Raw genomic sequence first — 22,474 nt, forward strand, 5'->3', positions numbered from 1 at the left:
CCCCTTATGCCATTTGAAAGTCTGTCCGAACGATTCCAGGCGGCATTTAAAAAACTCCGCGGCAAAGGGAAGCTTTCTGAAGAGGATGTCAGCGAAGCGCTGAAAGAGATGCGCCGCGCCCTTCTGGAAGCGGACGTCAACTTTGCCGTCACCAAAGATTTCATCAAGAAAGTAAAAGAAAAGGCCGTCGGCGAAGAAGTTTTCGGCAGCCTCAACGCGTCGCAGACGGTCATCAAGATTGTCCGCGATGAACTGACGGAACTCCTCGGCGGGACACAGAGCCGGATCACCATCGCCCCCAAGCCACCGACCATCATCATGCTCGTCGGCCTCCAGGGCGCCGGCAAGACGACGACAGCTGCCAAACTGGCTAAGAAGCTGAAGTCCCAGGGCAAGAGCCCGCTCATGGTTGCAGCCGACGTCTACCGTCCGGCCGCTATCACGCAGTTGCAGGTCCTCGGCCAGGAACTGGACATGCCCGTCTACACTGAAGAGGGCAGCAAGGACCCTGTAGCCATCGCCCAACATGCGATACCCTATGCGACCAGCCATTTACGCGATGTCGTCATCATCGATACGGCCGGCCGTTTACATATTAATGAAACACTCATGGATGAACTCATCAATATCAAGAATGAAGTCCATCCCCATGAAATCCTGCTCGTCGTCGACGCCATGACCGGTCAGGATGCCGTTACGGCTGCATCGGCCTTCGATAAAGCTCTCGGCATCGACGGTATCATCATGACCAAGCTCGATGGCGATGCCCGCGGCGGTGCTGCCTTGTCCATCAAGGCCGTTACGGGCAAACCAATCAAGTTCATCGGCGTCAGCGAAAAGCTCGACGGTCTGGAAGAATTTCATCCGAACCGCTACGCGTCGCGTATCCTCGATTTAGGCGACGTCGAAACAATCATCGAAAAGGCCCAGGCAGCCTTCGATGAAGAGTCGATGGAAAACATGAAGAAGACCATGAAAAGTGGTACCTTTACCTTCGATGACTTCCTGTCCCAGCTCCATATGATCAAGAAGATGGGCAATATGGGCAGTCTCCTGAGCCTCATTCCGGGCATTGGGAAATACAAGAAAGAACTCGACAAAGTCGACATGGACGGCAAAGAATTTAAACGGATCGAAGCCATCATCACATCCATGACGGCCCAGGAACGGTCGAGTGCCAATCCGAAGATGCTCATCAAGGACAGCCGCAAGCGCCGCATCGCTAAAGGCAGCGGCACCCGCGTACAGGATGTCAACCGCCTCATCAAGCAGTTCGCAGAAATGCAGAAGATGATGAAGCAGGCCAAGAAAGCACAGAAGAATAAACGACGGGGTTTCATGCCGCGTCTGCCTTTTTAAATGGATTTCCCTTTTTTTGTGGAAATAAGATACTATATCAAGGAGGTGATTTTCAATGATTAAAATTCGTTTGGCTCGTTTAGGTGCTAAAAAGAAACCGATCTACCGTGTCGTCGTCGCTGATTCCCGCGATGCTCGTAACAACGGTCGCCCGGTCGCTACGTTGGGCATGTACGATCCGTCCAAAGACATGGACTCTCGTCTGACTGTCGATGCTGAAGCAGCTGTAGCATGGCTCGGCAAAGGCGCACAGCCTACAGATACGATCCGTTCTATCTTCAAAAAAGCTGGCATCATGGCTCAGTTTGAAGCATCCAAAAAGTAAGTGAGGCTGGATACTATGGAAGAATTGATTGCATGTATCGCCCGGTCCCTCGTCAAGAACCCGGATGCGGTTACAGTTACCAAGATTCAAAAAAAAGGCCTCGAAGTCTATCAGCTTCATGTCGCACCCGAAGATATGGGTAAAGTCATTGGCAAACAGGGTAAAATTGCGAAAGCATTGCGCCTTGTTGTCAAGGCTGCGGCAGTGAAGGCTAACAAGAAAGTATCAGTGGATATCGTATAGGAGGAACCATGGATCAGATTACATTGCGCGTTCCTGTCGCTGTCAAAGCAAAGGTGACGCAGGCCCTCAAGGATCGTATCCTCAAAGGTGCTGACCAGGCCCTGAGTGACATCGATCGGGAAATGCAGAACCTGGAATTCCAGGCTAAACGCATGATGACCGAACAGGCTAAAATCGATGCCCAGGGGTTGATTTCCTTGCGTGCTAAAGTAGAAGAACAGAAACAGCGTCTTGCTGCAGCAAAAGCAAAGGCACAGCACGACAGAGAAGAAGCTGAACAGTTGACAATCGGTTCCGAAATCAGACAAGGCACGCTCGAACAGACTGTCGTTGTCAAGGTCGGCGATGATTTAGAAAAATTGATGGGAACAGAAATCTTGCTTGAAGACGGCAAGATTGTTTCTATCCGCCAATAGAATACGATGGCTGAATTAGATCTTTTTACAATCGGTCAAATCGTTGCCCCGCACGGCGTGCGGGGTGATGTTCGTATTTATCCCGATACGGATTTTCCGAAACGATTCCTGAAAATGAAATACGGCTACATCAACGGCAAAAAATATGAAGTAGAATCTGCACGTCTTCATAAGCGGGTCGTCCTCATGAAATTTGTCGGCGTCGATGATCGCAACGCAGCGGAACTCTTGGTCAAGAAAGACCTGCAGGTCCCGCGCGAAGATTTAGTACCCCTGAAAAAAGGCCAGCACTATATCTACGACATCCTCGGCTCGGCCGTATATGACCTTCAGGGCCATGAACTGGGAAAACTTACAGACGTACTGCGCACGGGCAGCAACGACGTCTACGTCGTCACTGCCGATGACGGCAAGGAAACACTCCTGGCCGCCATTCCCGATGTCATCAAGTCCATTGATGAAGGCGAAAAGAAAATCGTCGTCGATCCGCCGGAGTGGGTGGACGAATGAGAATCGACATTATCTCACTCTTTCCGGAGTTCATCGAAGCTTTTTTTCAGCACAGCATCATCGGGCGGGCCCGGGCAGCCGGTCTGTTGGATCTGGATGTGACCAATCCACGTAATTTCACGTATGACCGCCATCACATGGTCGATGATACCATCTATGGCGGCGGCTGTGGGATGCTCATGAAAACAGCGCCCCTCTATGCCGCTGTCGAAGCCGTGCGGCGTCAAGTTCCGCGGCGGCGTATCATCTTCATGGGGCCCGCAGGGCAGACCTTTACGCAGGCCAAAGCACGCGAGCTGGCGACATACGACCAGCTTATTTTATTATGCGGCCATTACGAAGGCGTCGATTACCGCGTTGAGCAGGATTTGGCCGATGAAACTATTTCCGTCGGCGATTACGTCCTTACTGGCGGTGAACTGCCGGCTATGACCGTTACCGATGCCGTGGCCCGCATGATTCCCGGAGTCCTCGGCGCAGCTGCCGGGGCCGCTGACGATTCTTTCTATTCGTCGCTCCTGGAATATCCGCAGTACACTAAGCCTGCCGTCTTTCGCGGCATGGCCGTACCGGAAGTCCTGCGAAACGGCGATCACGCCAAAATCGATGCCTGGCGCCGGGAGGCGTCGCTAGCGCGGACCTTGGAATTACGGCCAGATCTTTTGCAGCACTGCGATTTGTCGCCAGCTGACCAAAAGATACTGGCAAAACTGAAAGGGGCGAAAAAAGGATGACTTCCCCTTTGTATGTAGGATTGGTTCATTATCCCATATATGATAAGAACTTTAACGTCATTGCCACGGCTATTACCAACTACGATTTGCACGACATTTCGCGGTCAGCCAAGACGTATGGCGTCAAGAAATATTTCATCATCCACCATATTCCGGGGCAGCTCGATATGGTGCATAAAATCATGGATTTTTGGGAAAGCCCGGTAGGCCGTAATTATAACGGCTACCGCACACAGGCTTCCGATATCGTCGACATCCGCCCGTCCATCGAAGCGGCTGTCGAAGCAGTCACCACCGCAGAAGGGAAGAAACCTTACGTCGTCACGACGGATGCGCGGACCTATGCCAATACCATTTCCTACAAGGATTTGCGGCACAAGCGGGAAGAAGACGATACGCCGATCCTCCTGCTCTTTGGCACGGGCTATGGCATGACCAAAGAAACGATGGAAAAATTTGATTTCATCCTGGAACCGATTTACGGCGCCGGGGAATATAATCACTTATCTGTCCGTTCGGCAGCAGCTATCATCTTAGATCGCCTGGCCGGCGAAGATTGGTGGAAATAAAGGGAGGCATTTGAATGTCTGGACATTCTAAATGGGCGAATATTAAACGTAAAAAAGGGAAAAACGACGCAATCCGTGGCAAGATCACGACCAAAATCGGCCGTGAAATCACGATTGCTGTCCGCATGGGCGGCCCGGACCCGGTCGGCAACATGCGTCTGAAACTGGCCCTTCAGAAAGCTAAGGAAAACAATATCCCGAAAGATAACATCAAACGGGCTATCCAGAAAGGTGCTGGCGCTACGGAAGGCCAGAACTATGAAGAAATCGTATACGAAGGCTATGGCCCGGCAGGCGTTGCCGTTACGGTCAACGTCCTCACGGATAACCGCAACCGCGCAGCCGCTGCTGTCCGTCACGAATTTTCCAAATCCGGCGGCAACCTCGGTGCTACGGGCTGTGTCAGCTGGATGTTCCACAACACGGGCATTTTCGTCGTCAACCGCGACCAGGCTGATGAAGACCAGATCATGGAAGTCGCTCTCGACGCCGGTGCCGATGACGTAAAAGTCTCCGATGAAGACTACGAAATCATCACGACGCCGGAAGCTTTCGATGCTGTCGAAAAAGCCCTGGCTGACAACAACATCGAAACGGAACACGCATCGATCACCATGGTTCCGGAAAACACGATTAAACTCACCGGTGAAGACGCTGAAAAAATGGAACGCTTCGTAGACGCTCTCGACGAACTCGACGACGTCCAGGACGTATACCACAACGCAGAACTTCCGGAAGAGGAAGAATAAAGAAAAAAGGGCTGCCGCCTGCACGGCAGCCCTTTTTTCGTGGTTCGTTTGGCGTTTGCCGTTTGACGTGATGGTTTAAACTTTGTAGGGGCCTCCATAGCCGGAGGCCCGCGTGAATCCTGTGGATAGCCTTACTCTGTATTTGCGTGGATTTTCGACAAACGATGAACGACCTACGACGAACGATTTTTTTCAAATGTTGTAATAACAACAGATTCCTCTTCATCTCCATGGTATACTACGTTCAGAAGTTGAGAGAAAGCTCACTCAGAGATAAGATAAAAGTTGTCCATATACTTTAGGAGGTAGTTACTATGTTGAAATCCGTTCTGAATAAATTTGCTGCTAATGAAAAAGTTACGTCTGACATGATCATGGGCGATATCCTGCGTATGCATCCAGAAGTCGTCGATACCCTCATCGGTCAGGGCATGCACTGCCTGGGCTGCCCGTCTTCCCAGCAGGAAAGCCTGGCAAACGCCTGCTTCGTCCATGGCCTCGACCCGGAAATTGTTACCAAAGCCGTCAACGTTGCCATTGAAGCAAACAAACAGTAAGAGACGATAAGAGGAGGAAACGACAATGAGCGCATTTTTAGGACCTATCCATTTTTGGCTTTACAATAAAATCCAGTTCCAGGAAAGCCTGATCGACGAACTCGTCCGCGTTGCCACAGCGCAGGGCTGGTCCGATGAAGACTTGGCTGATAAATACTGCAGCAAAGACCGCCGCAAACTCGATGAAGTCATCGATGAAGCGAACATCCACGGCTGGCTCCAGTCTCGCATCCACGACGCCGAAGGCCGCTATGCCGCTTTCGTCCTCGCCATTGCCGGCAATGATGATGCCCGCCTGGAAGCACTAAAAAAAGCCGCTTACGACTTCGGTGCCAGCCAGAACCTGAGCGCTGCTACGGCACCGGAAGCTTTCCACCGCCTGGACGACCTGCTCCTCGACGGTATGCCCTGTGACCAGGTCAACCGCGTCCGCGAAAGCGATGACAACCGTATCGCCTGGGACCGCACCATGGACCTGCACAGCGAATTCTGGCAGGGCCACGGCGACTGCTACTATGCCCTGCGCCAAGCCTTAGTCGACGGCCTGCTGGCTGCCACGGGTTACGCCTTCACCAGCCCGGCTGAAGGCCAGTATGAAATCGTAAAGAAATCTGCCTAAACGAAAGAGAGGGACCCTTATGTATTGCACGGAAGTCATGGTCAAACAACATGCCAATATTTCACGGATGCTGAAAGTCATCAAAGAATCGTGTTGCGCCATCTTGGAAGGCGCCGAAATCGACCAGCAGGAATTTGCGGAAATCCTCGATTTCATCCGCCGTTATGCCGATGGCCATCATCATCGCCGGGAAGAACTCGTCCTCTTTCCGGAAATGGTCGACCACCTGGAAGAAGTGGCGTCGATCATCATCAAGCACGGCATGCTCGTCGAACACGACCTCATCCGTGCCCACGTCCGGGCCCTCGACGAAGCATTGAAACTCTATGTCCAGGAACCGAAGACCGAATACAAACTCCAGATCCTGACCGAAGCCATGGCCTATGCCAACCGCTTGCAGCAGCACGTAGAAAAAGAAAACAACGTCGTCTACCCCTTAGCCGACCGCGGCCTGTCGGACGACATCAAAGCTAAAATCGACCAGACCGTCAAAGACATGGAAGCGGAAGAAGGCCCGGACTTCGCCAAAGGCTACATGGACCTCCTGGACCGCCTGGAAAAGAAATACAAAATCGCGTAGGGCGTCCTGTGGGGCGCCCGCCGGTCGCAGTTTGCAGGTCGCCGGCCGCTTCGGACGCAGAGGCGGCTTCGCCGCGACAGACTCATGATTGTATTACAATCGTGTACCACTGGTCATAAATTTCGGCTGTATCCAGGATTCACAGCGGGACGCCTTAACAGGACGTCCCCTACGAAATCGCATACAGGCGATGAAAATGAATGCCGGCGCAGTCCGCAGGCGGCAGGTCGCCGCGGTCCATGGGACCGCATCGTAGGGGCCGTCCCGAAGGGCGGCCCGGCTCTCCTTATAGGAGAGCTGTCAGCGAAGCTGACTGAGAGGTTGCCTTTAAATTAAAAACCCTTCACTAAAAACTACAAACTGCAAACTTAATACTCAAAAAAAGGCTGTCTTAATGCGACAGTCTTTTTTTCATGCCAAGACAGATACTGTCTACTGGACTATGTATAATAGAGAACCCAAGGAGGCGATAGGAATGAAACAGATTGACATAGTACAAGCACAGCAAGATATCCAGTTCATCTATAACTGCTATAAGCATTTCGGCCTTGACGTGGACGAATGTCGGGCGGTCCTTAAAGAACGCGACTGCTGTGAACACCGCGACAGCGACGGCCATCTGCTCTTTGATGAGGCCAGTTCCCTGACGATGATAGATGGCGCCAAGAATTGCCATGATACGTATATCTGCAAAAAAATGCCAGACTGTTTTTTCGCTGAAAATCAACCCGGATACGCAGGAATACAGCTACAATGAAGTTTTGAGATATAACAGCCTGGATGACCTTCTCAAGCCGGATTTCATAGGGCACATCGAAAAATCCTATCATATTTTGGACAGGATGCAGCAGTTCACGCCAAAAGATGTCACCTTTTTCCACAACAGCATCCTCTTTCCCCTGTACAAGCAGATGACATTCAGGACCTTTTGGGTCCTGAGCTTTTCCGTACCCATCTTTGATACCCTCGATTATTATGATCGTACGGTCAATCTCCTTGACGACATCCCGGGGCTCAATATGGACGAAGCGCTCATGCTTATCGAAGACTGCTTCAAAAAGGCCGGCACGACCTTGCAGGAAAGCCGGCGCCGTTATGCCTGGGAACCCGTCTGTAATCACCGCGATGAACAGGGGAACCTGCTGATCCATAATCTGCCGAATATGGTACAGACCGTTGAATGTGAACGCTGCCATGCCGTCTTTACCCTGAATTTCAACGAACAACTGGGAAAATACACCCATGGCTACCTCCTAAACGACTGCCACTTCTACGACTTCGAACGGGCTGGCGTCGCCGAGAAAGCAGAAGCCGTCCTGGAAAAAGACAGACTTTCCAACGTCCATTCGCTGACGGACTATTACCACATGCGTGAAGAATTGAAAGAACAGTACCAGGCCGTCATGGAAGATAAAATGGCCTGCTGGGAACTGGTGGGACGCCTGAATACCTGCCTCTTAGAAATCGATGGCCTGAATACCTTCACGCGCCATCAAGTCGAAGACAGCGTATTGTATGCCCAAAAAGAAATGCTCGACCGCTACCTCTGGTAACATGAAATCCAAAAACAGCTCAAAGCCCGGCTGAAAGAATTTGGTATCCTTCCGTCCCTGAAGTATCCTTGGTATAATAAGAAGAACACGAAGACAGAAGATACAGAGAAAGGAAAGATACTGCATGGTACATTTTGACAAAACCTGTCATCTTCAGATGCTATAGTAAAGATAGAACTCGTATGTTGCAGGAGGGATGATCATGGATAGAAGCGAACAGACCAAGAAAAATCAGGCCATCAATTTGTATACGTGGGGCTTAGAACTCCTCTCTGACGGCGGCCACGTCCGAGATGCCGATAAAGTGGGCTGGATGCTGATAGAAAATGCAGCCACCCAGGGCGACCGAGACGCTCAGAACTATTTAGGCGATGCCTATTTTTACAGTTACAAAAAAGATGAAAAAGCCGCCTTTTGGTACACCAAAGCCGCCGAACAGGGCCTGCCAGAAGCCCAGGCCATGCTGGGGATGCTCTATCTTATGGGACGCGGCGTCACACGAAATTACGCCAAAGCCCGCCATTACTTCGAACAAGCCTTGCAGGGCGGCGAACTTAACGTCGAAGCCGCCGTGGCCCAATATTGGCTGGGCCAGATGTATAAAGAAGGCATCGGTGTTCCGAAAGACAGGGAAAAAGGCAAAAAACTGATCCGCCTGGCCGCCATCAACGGCTATGCACCCCATGGAACACCCCAGGAAATCCGCAAGCAAATGGGAGAGAAGTAAAAACGCAGGCCGCAGGCTGCAGTTCGCAAAAAAATACACGGTCAGCGGCCTTGTGTGTAGGGGCTCGCACGTGGCGAGCCCGCTAGAGAGATTCAATCACAGCCTATTCGAGTATAATGGTAGGTTTTTACGAGCCATAAACTACGAACAACGAGCCACGGCTTTTTCCATGGAAGCCCCACAGGGAAAAAGCGCTATCAACCGCTATCAGCTGAAAGAACAGTATTTGCTGCACCGCTATAAAGAACCTTGCCAGAATTATGACCTCATGGGCATCGTTTTGATTTTGAGATTGATTTGACACGAGAAGGAGAGGGGGATTTGGTAGTCATGTGCAACTTAGGAGAAGGAATATATGAAGATGGCCTGATGAAAGGCAAGCAAGAAGGATGGGAAAAAGGTAGAGAAGAAGGCAGAAGAGAAGGTAAATTGGAATTCGCTCTCGAGTTGTTAAAGGATGGGATGGCCTTGGACAAAGTGGCAAAGTATAGCAAACTATCACTTTCCATCATTAAGGAACTTGCTAAACAAAATAAATTGATTTAGCATCTGCGAGAGTTCGATTCTCTCTCTCACTTATACCGAGGTCCTTCTTCTCATTCAAAAGATCCCATAATATGTTGACCCCGTCGACAGGACGGAATCCGTCAAAATCTTACTGACAAGTTGGTCCTATGTCAAGTTTGAGTACAAATTAAATTGAGGTTTCTATCAATCAGTTATCCAGCAATCAAAGCTGCCTTTTTCTTGTAGTTTGCATATAATTTTTCATAGTCATTGGGTGACATATAGTTACAGTGACTATGAATTCGAACGGTATTATAAAACGTGTTAATGTATTCAAACACCAGCATATAGGCTTGTTGATAATTTTCAATCTTAAATCGATTTAGCCATTCTCGCTTAATCAAGGCATGGAATTATTCTATGCAGGCATTATCCCATGGATAGCCTTTCTTCGAATAGCTGCGGCGCATCTGTGCGGTTTCCTTGATATAGGATTGCGAAAGATATTGACAACCGCGGTCCGTGTGAATTACTACCAGACGGCCTGGATTCCTGGTTTGCTTTGCCATTTGAATCATCCTAATAATGCTAGATGCATCCAACTTCCGGGATAAATTCCAGGCAATGATTTTTCGAGAAAACAAATCCATGATACTGGCCAGATACACAAATCCTTCAGTGGTCCAAATATAAGTAATATCGTTGCACCAGATTGTGTCTGGTCTTGGCGGATTAAATTGTTCTTGCAGAATGTTAACCAATATGGCATCCAAACAACGGCTCTGGGTCGTAACGGTATAATGCTTGACCCAACAAGCACGAATCCCCATTTGCCGCATGTAAAGGTCCACTGTCCTTTCGGAAATACATTCACCTTTCTTTTGAAGCAATGTAGTAATTTTGGGTGCTCCATAGATATGCTTTGAATCTTCGTAAATGGTTTGAATCTGTTTTTTTACCTCCTTACGGTGCGTAGCTTGTTTGGATAATTTGCGATGACTCCATCCATAGTAACCTGATGTAGAAACGCCCAGTTCTGCCAGCACTCCAGATACCGAAAAATGGCGTTTCTCCTGATGGGCTTTTTCGGCTTCCTGTTTGACGCTATGGTAAATGGCAGGGATTATTTGTCTAGAATGCGGATAGCTTTTTTTAAGACATTGATGGCATCCTTGGCATCTCGTAATTCACGTTTCAAACGAGCGATTTCCTTGGCTTCATCAGATGCATAGTTTCCGGATCCGCGATATGGCATTTCCCCATTATCCCGCAATTGCTTTTGCCATCGGGACAGTGTCTGTTGGGAAATTCCTAAATTATGGGCACACCCAATCAGTCCTCAATCACGATGATCATGGTAATATTGGACAGCATCCACTTTGAATTGTTTGTTGAACTTCGTCATACTAAGGCCCCCTATATATACTTTTATTGTATCACTTTATGGAAAACCTCAGTTTGACTTGTCCTATTTATATGCTAGCACCAATGCAAGACGATGAATTAATTGATAAATTAGCTTCGATTTATGATTTAACAACTGAAAACATTCAATGTATACTTGATTTTTTATATGAATTAGAACGCATGAATATTGTTACAATAAAGGAAGACAATATCAGGCAGGGGTCTCCCGTAGATTTGAGTAACGAAATTGTTCGTTTAACGGCAGAAAATCATCTTCTATATCAGGTCATGATTGAACTGACTTATGATTGTAATGAACGGTGTAAACACTGCTATGTAGAAACTTTTGATAAAAAACAAAAACTTACTACATCAGAAATTTTTAATATTATTGATCAACTCAATGAAATGAATGTAGCTGATGTGGCTTTTAGTGGTGGTGATGTTTTTACTCGTCCTGATACCTTGGATATCCTTCAGTATGCTGTTGATAGTAATTTAATGGTAACAGTATTTACTAATGGCATAGCGTTGACAGATGATATGATAGAACGTATGTCGAAAATGGGATTAAAATGTGTCCACTTTAGTATATATGGAAGTAACGCTGAAACTCATGACGGTATTACAGGCGTACATGGATCATTTCAAAAGACAATGCATTCCTTAAAAAAATTTAAAGCATTAGGCACTCCTGTCAATATGAAAGTTGTTTTAATGAAAGACAATATTCAAGAATATGATAATATTATGAACATGGCTCAAGCCTTGGGAATCACGACACAGGTATCAACCAGTATCAGGCCAACTATGATAGGTGATAAAAGGCCAACTTTTCTAGAGCTGATTTAGAAGATATTAAATATGTTATGCAACAAGAAGAAATTAAGCATCCTGAAGATAAAAATGTTTCTATTAATTTGAAACCTCAGACGATTTGCAATGCAGGTTTTAATTCCTTGACGATTAACCCTTACGGAGAAGTTTTTTTATGTATTTCTTTTGGGAAAAGCCTCGGCGATTTGAGAACAGAAAAGTTAGAAAATATATGGCATCATTCTCCGATATTAAAAAAATGGAGACAATATAGATTTAAGGATATAGAGAAATGTTCTACTTGCGATTTATTGCAATATTGTAATTTCTGTCCTTCACAAGCTTACTTAGAAAATGGTGGGAATTGGCATAAGGCTTATGATGAGGCTTGCAAACTTGCAGTTCTTCAAAAGACAATTCTTAATCATTAAAGAATAATCGAAAGGAGGGAGCGTCAATGAAAGATAAAAAGAAATTTGTAAATCCTAAGATTATGAGTAAAACTAAATATCGTACTGCACAAAGCAGACCTTGCGCTCATAATTTCAGCAATTGTACGTATAATCTGTATGTTAATTGATGTAAGGAGAGATTATTATGGAACAGAAGAAACAATTTTGTTTACCCAAAGCTTCTGCAGCGCAAAAATATGATATTGTTGTTGGAGCACGGTGTGCTCATTATATGACACATTGTAGTCACGCTAATACCAACTGATATATGTACTAATCATAGAAATAATGACCATGAGCTTACGATTTTTTGTTATAAGCTCATGGTTTTTTATCATATGTTTTTGAAAAAGAGAAGGGAGAAATAATATGGATCCGTATATTGTTACTGAACAAGTAATAAATATTATTATCGAACAATTAGGCCTAACTGACGATGAAATAGAAGATATTCGGTTAGATACATGTTTGATTGGTGATTTAGGTGCCGATTCGTTAGATATAGTAGAACTTACAGGAGCATTTATGGAAACTTTTGATATTTTCATTTCAGATGAAGAAGTTCAATCACTTGTACATAAAGATTTCATAGGTTTAGATATAGAAATACAGAATTTTTTAGGTCTTATTATGTATAAAATAGAAGAAAGGGAAAGGCTTGAAAAAGAAGAAAAATAATTAGGGCTGATGAAAAAAATGATATAATATAAATAGATGGCATGGTGAAGGTATTGGATAATATTGAAAAATATTATCCAATACCTATTTGTGATATTCGAATTTAATAGCGGGCCTTTATATTTATGATTTAGGTTTTCGAAGATGCTTTGCATGAGATTCACAATAATTATTGTGAATGACAGTATTTGTCGTCGCCATCTGCTATGATATAGGTATAGGAAGAATTTAGATGTTAGGGTAAGGTGATACTATGGATGTAACGGCTATGGGAAAAGCTTTGTCATTGTCTTATGATAAGGCCCTCAGCGGTATTGCCGGCATGAAGGGGGCCAAGGCGCTGGCGGCGGAATATATGGCGACTGGTGGTGATTTGGAGAAACAGGTGGATATGCTGATCCGCAATCAGGTCATCAAGTGCGGGGCTTCGGGCTTTCTGACGAGTTTAGGCGGCGCTATTACGCTGCCCGTGGCTTTGCCGGCCAATGTCCTCAGTGTGCTGTATATGCAGCTTCAGATGATTGCGGCCATTGCTCATATGGGCGGCTATGATTTGCAGAGTGACCGCGTGCGGACACTGGTCATCGCCTGTCTTTGCGGCAATCAGATTAAAGAAGTTTTAAAACAGGCCGGTATCAAGGTGGGAAAGGATTTGACGGCAAAGGCGATTCAAAAGTTGTCGGCTGTGCTCTTCGACCGCATCAATCGAACCGTTACCATGCGCTTGTTATCGCGTTTCGGAACGAAGAGTGCCATTAATTTAGGGAAGGCCATTCCCCTTGTCGGCGGTCTGATTGGCGGTGGCTTCGATGCATATTCGACGCAGATTATTGGCAATAAGGCCAAGGAAATGTTTATTCTGGAAGCCCGGCATATGGAAAATGGGGAAGTGGCTGTCGAAGTCATCGATGTATCACATGATGATGCGGATTAAGGAGGTCAGGTACGATGGAACTCATGAATTTGAATCATCCCGCTTCACATAAGTGTGCTTTTTGTAAACACTGGTATGACCCGATGAACCAGGCCATCCGGCCGAAGGCGCCGATTGTCGGTTTTTGGGAGTATGATCCGCTGGCTGAGAATCAGTGCATGGTGCGGAACATGAAGACCCGTGGCGTACAGTCGTGTAAGCAGTTTGTTTGTAAGATTTGAGAAGGGCGTGAGGACGTAAAAGATGGGGACGGCTGTGGCTCATGAGTTTATTAAATGGTTTATTTTGCGGCCTTTATTTTATATTTTGATACAGGTTTTATGGCCGTTTATTTATGGCCTTGGTGTCAATTTTTTTACTGTCTATGAGACGGGATGGAACAGTGGCGATTGGCTTACGAGGGGCCTGCTGATTTTTATTACCCTTGGCTTTTTGGGACTGCTCGTCGGTATTTTTGCCCCCAAGAAGGAGGCCCAGGAAAATCGGCATCGTGTCCGCTGTGTGATGGTCAATGTGCTGTTATACGTGCTGGTCCTTTATATTATCGCCCGGTGGTATGGATTAGCCCAGCCCATTACGATGACGATTACGATTTAAAGCGGGGCAACCTCTCAGACCGCCGTTGGCGGCCAGCTCCCCTATGATGGGAGCCTTCTTGAAAGGATGTGTTTATTTGAAGGAAGATAAGGTTTCGCGGGTACTGGCGCTGTATTCGCAGCTTTTGGGCGGGCGGACGATTCAGAAGGCGGCGGCAGCCCAGCAGTATGGTGTGAATGAGCGCAGTATTCAGCGGGATATTGAGGATATCCGGGCTTTCTGCCGCAATGGCATGGCCCTTGGCGATGGAGCGCCTTGTGATATTGTCTATGATTATGTCGATAAGGGCTATCGCATGGAAGGCGGCCAGGCGCAGAAGTTGTCCAATAGTGAAATCTTGGCATTGTGCAAGATTTTGCTCGACAGCCGGGCTTTCGTCAAGACGGAAATGGAGGACATGTTGCACAAGGTGATTGCCTGCTGTGTACCGGCGTCGAATCAGGCCATGGTGACTCAGCTGGTCAACAATGAGGCTTTCCATTATGTGGAACCGCGGCACCGGACGAGTTTCCTCGATACGATGTGGCATCTTGGCGAGGCCATCCAGCAGCACCGCTACGTCGACGTGTCTTATGGCCGCCTGAAGGACCGGAAAATCGTTAAGCGCCGGCTGAAGCCGCTGGCCCTGCTCTTTTCGGAGTATTATTTCTATCTCATCGCCTTCATCGACGATAAGGATATTGCCAAGATTTATGAAAGTGCCCGGGACATTACGCCGACTATTTACCGCCTGGATCGCATCAAGACCCTGGAAGTGGAACAGGAGACGTTCCATATTCCCTATAACCGGCGTTTCCAGGAAGGCGAGTTCCGCAAGCGCGTCCAATTCATGTACGGCGGTCGGCTGCAGCGTGTCACGTTCACCTATACGGGCTACGATATCGACGCTATCCTGGACCGCCTGCCGACGGCGAAAATCCTGAGTGAAGATAACGGGACGTACCAGCTGGAAGCAGAAGTCTACGGGAAGGGCATTGAAATGTGGTTGCGAAGCCAGGGGAAATACGTCAAAGACATTAAGATTGTGGAGTTATGAGCTCAAGGAGTCATGCATGGGGCAGAAACCCTCATGGGATGGCTCCTCTTTTTGTTTCCCGTGATTCTTGTTATAATGAAATAAAAGAAAGCAGGTGAGGCTATGAAGTGGCAGATGCCGATTGGTGTCGATAATTTTTTTGATATACGGAGCAAACATTATTATTTCGTCGATAAGACGGACTTTATCCGCCAGCTCATCGACGGGCACAGTGCGGTGACGCTGATTACGCGGCCGCGGCGGTTCGGCAAGACCTTGACGCTGAGCATGCTGGAGTATTTCTTTTCCATTGAAAAAGAAGTACAGAGCCGCCACCTCTTCGACGGCCTGGCTATCGACCGGGCCGGGGCGGATTACATGGCCCATCGCGGACAGTATCCGGTATTGTTCTTGTCCTTGAAGGATTTGAAGGACCTCACGTGGCCGCAGATGTTGCAATCCCTGAGTTCCTGGATCAGCTACTGGTTCATTGACCATGATTATTTAGCTGATAGTCCGTCTGTCAATCCGGACTTGCGCAGGCGCTTTCTGGCACTGAAACAGCAGGCTTCTGGGCAGAATGAAATGCAGCTGGCCCTGGCACTGTTGGTCAAGATGATGCATCAGCATTTTGGCAAGCCGGTCATTTTATTGATTGATGAATACGATGCGCCCATTCAGCAGGCTTGGGAACACGGCTTTTATACAGAGTGCATTGCTTTTATGAAACAGTTTTTGGGCAGCGTCCTGAAGGGCAATCGCGACTTAGATTTTGCCGTACTGACAGGGGTCCTGCGGGTCGCCAAAGAAAGTATTTTCAGTGATCTGAATAATCTCGATGTCTGTTCAGTCATGGATGCTGCCTATCGGGAGGTCATTGGATTTACGCCGCAGGAAGTGGCACAGATGGCGGAAGACCTGACCATGGCGGAGGCATTGCCCGACTTGAAGAAATGGTATGACGGCTATCTCTTTGGTGGGGCAGAGATTTATAATCCCTGGTCGATTATCAATTTTTTCCGTCACGGTGAGGTTGGTGACTATTGGGTCAATACGTCGGGCAATGGTATCATCCGGGAAATGCTGCGCCACGTGACAGCTGATACAGAAGGTGATTTGCTAGCTTTGTTGCAGGGGTGCCAAGTGACTGCCTTGATCCGGGAGGGTGTCATTTATGAAGACATTGGCCACGATACCGATGCGCTGTATACAATGTTGTTGACGACAGGCTATTTGACGGCTGTCAGCCGCAGACGAGGCATTGGCGGCATACGCTGTGAATTAGTGATTCCCAATCGGGAAGTTCAGGATATTTACCGCTTTGAAATCTTGGATAAGATGCGAGGCCGTTATTCTGTGTCCCGACTGGAAACCATGTTCGATGAGTTACTTTCGGGCAAAGGACAGGCCTTTTCAGAACTGTTGGGAGGGTATCTTCGGGATTTGGTCAGCGTGTATGATACGGCCCATAAAGAAAGTTTCTACCACGGCTTCGTCCTTGGCATGACGGCGTTATTTGTATCTGATTATATCATCGAATCGAACCGGGAAAGCGGATACGGGCGCTTTGACCTGGCCATTATTCCCCAGGATGTAGAGAAGGCCGGCGTCATCATGGAATTCAAGGTAGCTGACAGTGAAGCGGACATGGCCGATAAGGCCAAGGAGGCGTTGCAGCAGATTGAAGAGCGGGAATACGTGACGGAATTTCGCCGGCGGGGAATCCAGACGGTATGGAAATACGGAATCGCCTTTTGCGGGAAGAAGGTGGAAGTCGTCCGCGGCCAGTACTGAACGGTATAGGCGCAAGACTATAAAAATTGAATATTCTATGATATAATTAATTGTTATGTGACCTGATGAAATACTTTGATACTGGAGGTATATGAATGGCTACAGTTCAGGAAAAGATTGACCAGCTCCATGAAAAGCTCGCGAAAATCGAGCTGGGCGGCGGTCAGAAGCGAATCGATTCGCAACATAAAAAAGGCAAGATGACAGCCCGTGAACGGCTGGCTAAATTATTTGATGAAGGCAGCTTCACCGAAATGGGGCAGTTCATTCATCATCGCTGCATGAATTTCAACATGCAGGAAAAGGAAATCCCCGGCGACGGCGTCGTTACCGGCTACGGTACGGTCCGCGGCCGTCTGGTCTTTGCCTATGCCGAAGATTTTACGGTTGAAGGCGGTTCCCTTGGCGAAATGCATGCCCACAAGATTGCCCAGATGCAGGAAATGGCCCTGAAGATGGGGGCTCCCGTCATCGGCATCAATGATTCCGGCGGTGCCCGCATCCAGGAAGGCGTCGATGCCCTGTCCGGGTTTGGCCGCATCTTCATGAATAATACGGCTGCATCCGGCGTCATCCCGCAGATCGCCGTCATCATGGGGCCCTGCGCTGGCGGTGCTGTATACAGCCCGGCTCTGATGGATTTCGTCTTCATGGTCAAGAATACATCGGACATGTTCCTTACGGGCCCGGCCGTCATCAAGTCGGTCACAGCCGAAGAAGTAACGGCCGAAGAATTGGGCGGCGCCATGACGCACAGCTCCATTTCCGGCGTCGCTCACTTTGCCTGTGAAAATGAAGATGACTGCATCGAAAAAATCAAGGCTCTCCTCGACTTCCTGCCCAGCAACAATATGGAAGAAGCGCCGGTCATCGATTCCGATGATGATCCGAACCGTGAAGATGAAAGCCTCAATTCGGTCATTCCCGATAACAGCAGCATGCCTTACGATATGCTCGACGTCATCAAAGCCTGCGTCGACGACGGCAACGTATTCCAGGTATTGGAAAACTATGCCCTGAACATCATCACCTGCTTTGCCCGCTTTGACGGCCAGACTGTCGGCATCATCGCCAACCAGCCGAAGTTCCTCGCCGGCTGCCTGGATATCAATGCGTCCGACAAAGCGGCCCGTTTCATCCGCTTCTGCGACAGCTTCAATATCCCCGTCGTCACTTTCGTCGATGTACCGGGCTTCCTGCCGGGGACGACCCAGGAATACGGCGGTATCATCCGTCATGGTGCCAAGATGCTCTATGCCTATTGTGAAGCGACGGTTCCCAAGATTACTGTCATCACCCGCAAAGCATACGGCGGGGCCTATATCGCCATGTGCTGCCGTCAGCTCGGTGCTGACATGGTCATGGCCTGGCCGTCGGCAGAAATCGCCGTTATGGGTCCCGATGGAGCTGCCAATATCATCTTCAAACACGATCCGGAAAAGGAAAAGAAGAAACAGGAATATATCAATGAATTCTCGACGCCTTATAAAGCTGCTGAACACGGCCAGATCGATTGCGTCATCGAACCGAAGGAAACGCGGCCGCGCATCATCAGCGCCTTGGCAATGCTTTACAGCAAACGGGAAGAACGGCCGTCGAAGAAGCACGGCAACATGCCGTTATAAGGAGGCTGCCGTATGATAGAAATTCAATTTGCCGTCATCGTCCTGTTGATTGCCATGACCTTGGTCCTGAGCCGGTACTATAATACCCGCTTCCGTGCCTTGGAAGATAAGATGAAGGATGTCGCCGATTTCCAGCAGAGCGTCAAAGACCTGGCAGAAGCCGTCCAGGACTTGAAGGAAGCTGTAAAATCTGAAAAGACGGTCCAGCTACAATCGACACAACCGGAAAAACAGGAACTGACCCACCCCGCCGTCCCTGTCGGCCAGCGTCAGCCGGCTGTCGTAGCGGCCCGGCCGATGACCGTCGTATCAGACGGGAACCAGGCCGTTCCGGAAGGGGAGCTTTCGGATGAAGTCGTCGCCGTCATCATGGCTGCTGTTGCCGCCTATGGCTATTCACCGGCAGCTATCCGCTCTATCCGTCCGCAGAAGCGCGGTTATAAACGCCATCGGGAAAATTGGGCTATGGCAGCCCGCCTGGGTGGCATGAGTCGTTAACTGAAAACGTATTTAGATCCAGGAGGACAAGATATATGAAAAAATTCAAGATTACTGTCAATGGCAAAGCGTATGAAGTAGAAGTCGAAGAAATGGGCGGCACTCCGGTGGCAACTCCGGCTCCGCAGGCATCTGCACCGGCATCTGCACCGGCACCCGCTCCGGCAGCTCCCGCACCGGCTCCGGCTGCACCGGCATCTACACCGGCTCCCGCTGTAGGCGGCCCGATCCCTGATGGCGCCATTACGGTCAAAGCCCCCATGCCGGGCAAGATTTCGGCTCTTAAAGCCGAAGCTGGCAAAGCCGTCAAACGAGGCGACATCATCCTCGTCTTGGAAGCCATGAAGATGCAGAACGACATCACAGCCACTGCTGACGGCACGCTCCACGAAATCCGCGTCAATCCCGGCGATAACGTAAAGACCGGCGACGTACTGGCCGTCATCGTGAAGTAAGATTATATTTTAAATGATAGTGGATAGAAAAGCCCGGTAACTTATGCTGTACGTTACGCATAAGTTACCGGGCTTTTTCTGAACAGGTTATACCTGAATCTCGCAGCGGGACGCCTTATCAGGACGTCCCCTACCACTAAAAACTATAAACTGCAAACTTAAAACTCAAAAGGGCTTGTCGTCGTGCGACAAGCCCTTTTTTGCTATGGTGGACCATCAGGGGATCGAACCCTGGACACCCTGATTAAGAGTCAGGTGCTCTGCCAGCTGAGCTAATGGTCCATGTTTTGTTTTTTCTTCGTACTCGCTGTTTCCTGAGCACATGTAGTATAATACACTAAATCGGAGAGAATTGCAAGCTTTTTTTTAAAAAAATTTACAGAAAGTTGAATTTCTCCCGATTCTTGATTTTGGCGATACGGCGAATGTATAATGAAAGCAGTGAGATTTTACCCAAAATACTTAATTTGTAAATAGAATGAAAGTGAGCGATGCGCATGATTACTTATAATGGCAATGGCGGTATGGATACGCTTGCCGTCGGCATCAATCGGCGCTTGTCGACGCTGCGTCAGTTGCCCAAGGATGATGTCATGGTCATCCGGGCTTATGTTGAACAGCATCCGGAGGTGTTACCATATACATCCCTCCATGTCTTCCATTTCCTGTCGGATGGTCAGGCTAAGACATATTTCCTCATCGGCCTGGAAGGGAAGCCCATCCGTTATTCGACGTATGAAGATTTCCGTATGGCCCGGCGCCTCATGGCAGCGGCTATGAAGGAAGGCGTCAGCGAGTTGGCTGTCATGGCTGATACCCTGGATATGGATCTGGGTTCCCTCATCGATGGCCTGCTGTACCGCAATTATGAATTTACCCGCTATAAACGCCAGGCCAAGAGCCGGACCATTGGCAATATCAATATCCTGACCCATAGCCTGCGGCCGAAGGAATTCAATTCTATGTGCTATATGTATACTTCGGTCTATGAAGGCATCTATACCGCCAGGGATCTGGTCAACATGCCGTCGAACGATTTGACGCCGCGCAAGTTCGCCGACATCGCCGGCGGGATGCTCAAGGGCGATAATATCCTCATTGAGAACCTCAATAAGTGGACTTTGGAAAAACGCCATATGGGCGGCATCGTCGCCGTCGGCAAGGGCAGCATGAATCCGCCGCAGCTCTTGTCCATCGCCTATCAGGGGGACCCTAACAGCCGGGAAGTCCTGGGCATCGTCGGCAAGGGCGTCACCTATGACAGCGGCGGCTTGTCCCTTAAAAGTCATGCCAATCTGGAATTTATGAAGGACGATATGGCTGGGGCCGCAGCAGCTGTCGGCGTCATGCGGGCGTTGATGCTGCTCAAGTATCCCGTCAATGTCCTGGCGGTCATCCCGCTGGTCGAAAATATTCCTTCCGGTATGGCCTATCATGTCGATGATATCCTGACCATGTATAATGGCAAGACCGTAGAAGTCAAGAATACCGATGCCGAAGGAAGGCTCATCCTGGCCGACGCCCTGACGTATGCCCAGGAAAAAGGGGCGACGCGCCTCATCGACCTGGCGACTTTGACCGGCGCCTGCGTGACGGCTTTGGGGACTGTCCGGACGGGCATGATCGGCAACGACCAGGAGTGGATGAACCATTTCTTCCAGGCCGCTACGGAAGTCCACGAAAAGATATGGCAGCTGCCGGCTGATGAAGAATATGAAAAGCTCCTGGAAAGCGACGTAGCCGATTTGAAGAACGTCGGCGGTCCCGAAGCCGGCGCGATTACGGCAGGCCTCTTCCTCAAGCAGTTCGTCCACGACGGCACGCCGTGGATCCACTTGGATATTGCCGGTCCAGCTTTCAATGAAAAAGCCGACGAAACGGGCCTCATCGGGGCGACCGGCGTCGGCATCAAATCGATTCTTCATTTATTACAGGGAGGCTTCCCATGCTCGTAGACTTACACATGCACACGACCTGCTCCGATGGTGTCTATACACCGGAGCAGCTGACCCGGATGGCTGTCGATGCCAAGCTCAGTGTCATGGCCATTTCTGACCACGATACCGTCGCCGCCTATGATGGCAGCCATTCTTTTGCGCCAGGCGTCCGCGTCATCCCGGCTATTGAAATCAGTTCGGAATGTGACGGCGAAGATGTCCATATCCTGGGGTACGGCATTGATACGGCTGATGAAGGGCTGCAGGCTTACTGTGCCCAGTTCAAGGAACGGCGTTTCAACAGGGCCTTGGAAATCGTCGACCGCTGCCGGGCGCTTGGTTATGATATCGACCGCAGTGCCATCGAAGCGACGCTGCGACAGGGCGGCACCGTCGGCCGGCCCCATATTGCCCGCCAGCTCGTGGCCAAAGGCTATTTCCCGGACGTCAAGACGGTCTTTGATAAGCTCCTCTATCGCGGGGGTCCAGCCTACGTGCCGTATCACCGCCGCAGCATCGACGACTGTGTCGCCCTTATCCGCCAGGCCGGGGGCATTGCCGTCCTGGCCCATCCGGGACTGCTCAAGCGGACGCTGGACCAGGTCCTGGCCCATGACTTTGACGGCGTCGAAGTCTATCATCCCAAGAACCGCGGCCGTTATAAGGAATTTTTGAAACTGGCCGAGGACCGTCATTGGTACGTCAGCGGCGGCTCTGATTTCCACGGCACGACAGGGCGCTTCCCGGAAAAGGTCGGCGTCTTCACCGTCGATGCCCAAGCTGTAAAAGCCTTACTGAATGATGTAAAAGGATAAGCT

32 protein-coding genes and 1 tRNA gene are annotated in these 22,474 nt (G+C 49.2%); 29 read left to right on the forward strand and 4 right to left on the reverse strand.

Annotated features, from left to right (window positions below):
- Positions 1-6 precede the first annotated feature (6 nt).
- From ffh to NOS26_RS06910, 16 genes are all read left to right on the forward strand, one after another.
- Positions 7-1,359: a signal recognition particle protein gene (gene ffh / locus NOS26_RS06835; protein WP_014015996.1), complete on the forward strand. Its 1,353-nt coding sequence runs from the start codon at positions 7-9 to the stop codon at positions 1,357-1,359.
- 55 nt (positions 1,360-1,414) lie between these two features.
- Positions 1,415-1,684, forward strand: coding sequence for a 30S ribosomal protein S16 (gene rpsP / locus NOS26_RS06840; RefSeq protein WP_014015997.1), 270 nt, complete (start codon positions 1,415-1,417; stop codon positions 1,682-1,684).
- A 15-nt stretch (positions 1,685-1,699) separates the two neighbouring features.
- Positions 1,700-1,927: a KH domain-containing protein gene (locus NOS26_RS06845; RefSeq protein ID WP_014015998.1), complete on the forward strand. Its 228-nt coding sequence runs from the start codon at positions 1,700-1,702 to the stop codon at positions 1,925-1,927.
- An 8-nt stretch (positions 1,928-1,935) separates the two neighbouring features.
- The gene (locus NOS26_RS06850) at positions 1,936-2,343 is read left to right on the forward strand and encodes a YlqD family protein (RefSeq protein ID WP_014015999.1); all 408 of its coding nucleotides are present in this window, start codon (positions 1,936-1,938) and stop codon (positions 2,341-2,343) included.
- Between the two features lie 6 nt (positions 2,344-2,349).
- Positions 2,350-2,853 carry a ribosome maturation factor RimM gene (gene rimM, locus NOS26_RS06855; RefSeq protein WP_014016000.1) on the forward strand — a complete coding sequence of 168 codons (504 nt, stop codon included), beginning with the start codon at positions 2,350-2,352 and terminating at the stop codon, positions 2,851-2,853.
- On the forward strand, positions 2,850-3,587 hold the full coding sequence (gene trmD / locus NOS26_RS06860) for a tRNA (guanosine(37)-N1)-methyltransferase TrmD (protein ID WP_022497506.1): 738 nt from the start codon (positions 2,850-2,852) through the stop codon (positions 3,585-3,587). Before rimM ends, trmD begins: the two co-directional genes overlap by 4 nt.
- Positions 3,584-4,156 carry an RNA methyltransferase gene (locus tag NOS26_RS06865; RefSeq protein ID WP_255917405.1) on the forward strand — a complete coding sequence of 191 codons (573 nt, stop codon included), beginning with the start codon at positions 3,584-3,586 and terminating at the stop codon, positions 4,154-4,156. The genes trmD and NOS26_RS06865 overlap by 4 nt, the downstream gene beginning before the upstream one ends.
- Before the next feature lie 14 nt (positions 4,157-4,170).
- Complete coding sequence (locus NOS26_RS06870) at positions 4,171-4,905, forward strand: YebC/PmpR family DNA-binding transcriptional regulator (protein ID WP_014016003.1); 735 nt, start codon at positions 4,171-4,173, stop codon at positions 4,903-4,905.
- 314 nt (positions 4,906-5,219) lie between these two features.
- A complete protein-coding gene (locus tag NOS26_RS06875; RefSeq protein WP_014016004.1) occupies positions 5,220-5,462 on the forward strand; it encodes a DUF1858 domain-containing protein in 243 nt (80 codons plus the stop codon).
- A 25-nt stretch (positions 5,463-5,487) separates the two neighbouring features.
- Positions 5,488-6,081, forward strand: a complete 594-nt coding sequence (locus tag NOS26_RS06880; protein ID WP_255917406.1) for a hypothetical protein — start codon at positions 5,488-5,490, stop codon at positions 6,079-6,081.
- A gap of 19 nt (positions 6,082-6,100) precedes the next feature.
- Entirely contained in the window at positions 6,101-6,661 is a 561-nt protein-coding gene (locus tag NOS26_RS06885) for a hemerythrin domain-containing protein (protein WP_255917407.1), read from the forward strand.
- 475 nt (positions 6,662-7,136) lie between these two features.
- On the forward strand, positions 7,137-7,418 hold the full coding sequence (locus tag NOS26_RS06890) for a hypothetical protein (RefSeq protein WP_255917454.1): 282 nt from the start codon (positions 7,137-7,139) through the stop codon (positions 7,416-7,418).
- 4 nt (positions 7,419-7,422) lie between these two features.
- Positions 7,423-8,214 carry a hypothetical protein gene (locus NOS26_RS06895; RefSeq protein WP_255917456.1) on the forward strand — a complete coding sequence of 264 codons (792 nt, stop codon included), beginning with the start codon at positions 7,423-7,425 and terminating at the stop codon, positions 8,212-8,214.
- Positions 8,215-8,416: 202 nt separating this feature from the next.
- Positions 8,417-8,941, forward strand: a complete 525-nt coding sequence (locus NOS26_RS06900; RefSeq protein ID WP_255917457.1) for a tetratricopeptide repeat protein — start codon at positions 8,417-8,419, stop codon at positions 8,939-8,941.
- Positions 8,942-9,110: 169 nt separating this feature from the next.
- Positions 9,111-9,242, forward strand: a complete 132-nt coding sequence (locus NOS26_RS06905) for a hypothetical protein (RefSeq protein WP_255917458.1) — start codon at positions 9,111-9,113, stop codon at positions 9,240-9,242.
- 29 nt (positions 9,243-9,271) lie between these two features.
- Entirely contained in the window at positions 9,272-9,487 is a 216-nt protein-coding gene (locus NOS26_RS06910) for a hypothetical protein (RefSeq protein WP_255917459.1), read from the forward strand.
- A 173-nt stretch (positions 9,488-9,660) separates the two neighbouring features.
- Here the strand turns inward: NOS26_RS06910 and NOS26_RS11720 are convergent, their stop codons facing one another.
- From NOS26_RS11720 to NOS26_RS06920, 3 genes are read right to left on the reverse strand one after another with little or no spacing between them, the layout of a single operon-like run.
- On the reverse strand, positions 9,661-9,852 hold the full coding sequence (locus tag NOS26_RS11720; RefSeq protein WP_366012181.1) for an IS3 family transposase: 192 nt from the start codon (positions 9,850-9,852) through the stop codon (positions 9,661-9,663).
- Between the two features lie 9 nt (positions 9,853-9,861).
- Positions 9,862-10,635 (reverse strand): IS3 family transposase, encoded by a 774-nt coding sequence (locus NOS26_RS06915; protein ID WP_370687622.1) that lies wholly within the window; start codon positions 10,633-10,635, stop codon positions 9,862-9,864.
- On the reverse strand, positions 10,572-10,784 hold the full coding sequence (locus NOS26_RS06920) for a transposase (protein ID WP_305120442.1): 213 nt from the start codon (positions 10,782-10,784) through the stop codon (positions 10,572-10,574). The genes NOS26_RS06915 and NOS26_RS06920 overlap by 64 nt, the downstream gene beginning before the upstream one ends.
- A 107-nt stretch (positions 10,785-10,891) precedes the next feature.
- Between NOS26_RS06920 and NOS26_RS06925 the strand changes: the two genes are divergently transcribed.
- From NOS26_RS06925 to NOS26_RS06975, 11 genes are all read left to right on the forward strand, one after another.
- Complete coding sequence (locus NOS26_RS06925) at positions 10,892-11,707, forward strand: radical SAM protein (protein WP_255917460.1); 816 nt, start codon at positions 10,892-10,894, stop codon at positions 11,705-11,707.
- Positions 11,708-11,724: 17 nt separating this feature from the next.
- A complete protein-coding gene (locus tag NOS26_RS06930) occupies positions 11,725-12,102 on the forward strand; it encodes an SPASM domain-containing protein (protein WP_255917461.1) in 378 nt (125 codons plus the stop codon).
- A gap of 390 nt (positions 12,103-12,492) precedes the next feature.
- Positions 12,493-12,801 (forward strand): phosphopantetheine-binding protein, encoded by a 309-nt coding sequence (locus tag NOS26_RS06935; RefSeq protein ID WP_255917462.1) that lies wholly within the window; start codon positions 12,493-12,495, stop codon positions 12,799-12,801.
- 268 nt (positions 12,802-13,069) lie between these two features.
- Positions 13,070-13,735, forward strand: a complete 666-nt coding sequence (locus tag NOS26_RS06940; RefSeq protein WP_255917463.1) for an EcsC family protein — start codon at positions 13,070-13,072, stop codon at positions 13,733-13,735.
- Between the two features lie 14 nt (positions 13,736-13,749).
- The gene (locus NOS26_RS06945) at positions 13,750-13,956 is read left to right on the forward strand and encodes a hypothetical protein (protein ID WP_255917464.1); all 207 of its coding nucleotides are present in this window, start codon (positions 13,750-13,752) and stop codon (positions 13,954-13,956) included.
- 22 nt (positions 13,957-13,978) lie between these two features.
- Positions 13,979-14,332, forward strand: a complete 354-nt coding sequence (locus tag NOS26_RS06950; protein WP_255917465.1) for a hypothetical protein — start codon at positions 13,979-13,981, stop codon at positions 14,330-14,332.
- A 76-nt stretch (positions 14,333-14,408) separates the two neighbouring features.
- Positions 14,409-15,368, forward strand: coding sequence for a YafY family protein (locus NOS26_RS06955; RefSeq protein WP_255917466.1), 960 nt, complete (start codon positions 14,409-14,411; stop codon positions 15,366-15,368).
- Between the two features lie 102 nt (positions 15,369-15,470).
- Complete coding sequence (locus NOS26_RS06960) at positions 15,471-17,141, forward strand: AAA family ATPase (RefSeq protein ID WP_255917467.1); 1,671 nt, start codon at positions 15,471-15,473, stop codon at positions 17,139-17,141.
- Positions 17,142-17,236: 95 nt separating this feature from the next.
- Positions 17,237-18,766 (forward strand): acyl-CoA carboxylase subunit beta, encoded by a 1,530-nt coding sequence (locus NOS26_RS06965; RefSeq protein WP_255917468.1) that lies wholly within the window; start codon positions 17,237-17,239, stop codon positions 18,764-18,766.
- Between the two features lie 12 nt (positions 18,767-18,778).
- On the forward strand, positions 18,779-19,264 hold the full coding sequence (locus NOS26_RS06970; RefSeq protein ID WP_255917469.1) for a hypothetical protein: 486 nt from the start codon (positions 18,779-18,781) through the stop codon (positions 19,262-19,264).
- A gap of 35 nt (positions 19,265-19,299) precedes the next feature.
- Positions 19,300-19,719, forward strand: coding sequence for a biotin/lipoyl-containing protein (locus tag NOS26_RS06975; RefSeq protein WP_022496983.1), 420 nt, complete (start codon positions 19,300-19,302; stop codon positions 19,717-19,719).
- 206 nt (positions 19,720-19,925) lie between these two features.
- Here the strand turns inward: NOS26_RS06975 and NOS26_RS06980 are convergent.
- Positions 19,926-20,001: transfer RNA gene (locus tag NOS26_RS06980), tRNA-Lys, on the reverse strand.
- A gap of 215 nt (positions 20,002-20,216) precedes the next feature.
- Here NOS26_RS06980 and NOS26_RS06985 point away from each other — a divergent pair.
- Together NOS26_RS06985 and NOS26_RS06990 are read left to right on the forward strand one after the other, a co-directional pair.
- The gene (locus NOS26_RS06985; protein ID WP_022496982.1) at positions 20,217-21,674 is read left to right on the forward strand and encodes a leucyl aminopeptidase; all 1,458 of its coding nucleotides are present in this window, start codon (positions 20,217-20,219) and stop codon (positions 21,672-21,674) included.
- Complete coding sequence (locus NOS26_RS06990) at positions 21,665-22,471, forward strand: PHP domain-containing protein (protein WP_014016083.1); 807 nt, start codon at positions 21,665-21,667, stop codon at positions 22,469-22,471. The genes NOS26_RS06985 and NOS26_RS06990 overlap by 10 nt, the downstream gene beginning before the upstream one ends.
- The last annotated feature ends 3 nt before the right edge of the window (positions 22,472-22,474 follow it).

The sequence above is a fragment of the Megasphaera sp. SC8-1 genome, assembly GCF_024436295.1.
GTDB lineage: Bacteria > Bacillota > Negativicutes > Veillonellales > Megasphaeraceae > Megasphaera > Megasphaera elsdenii.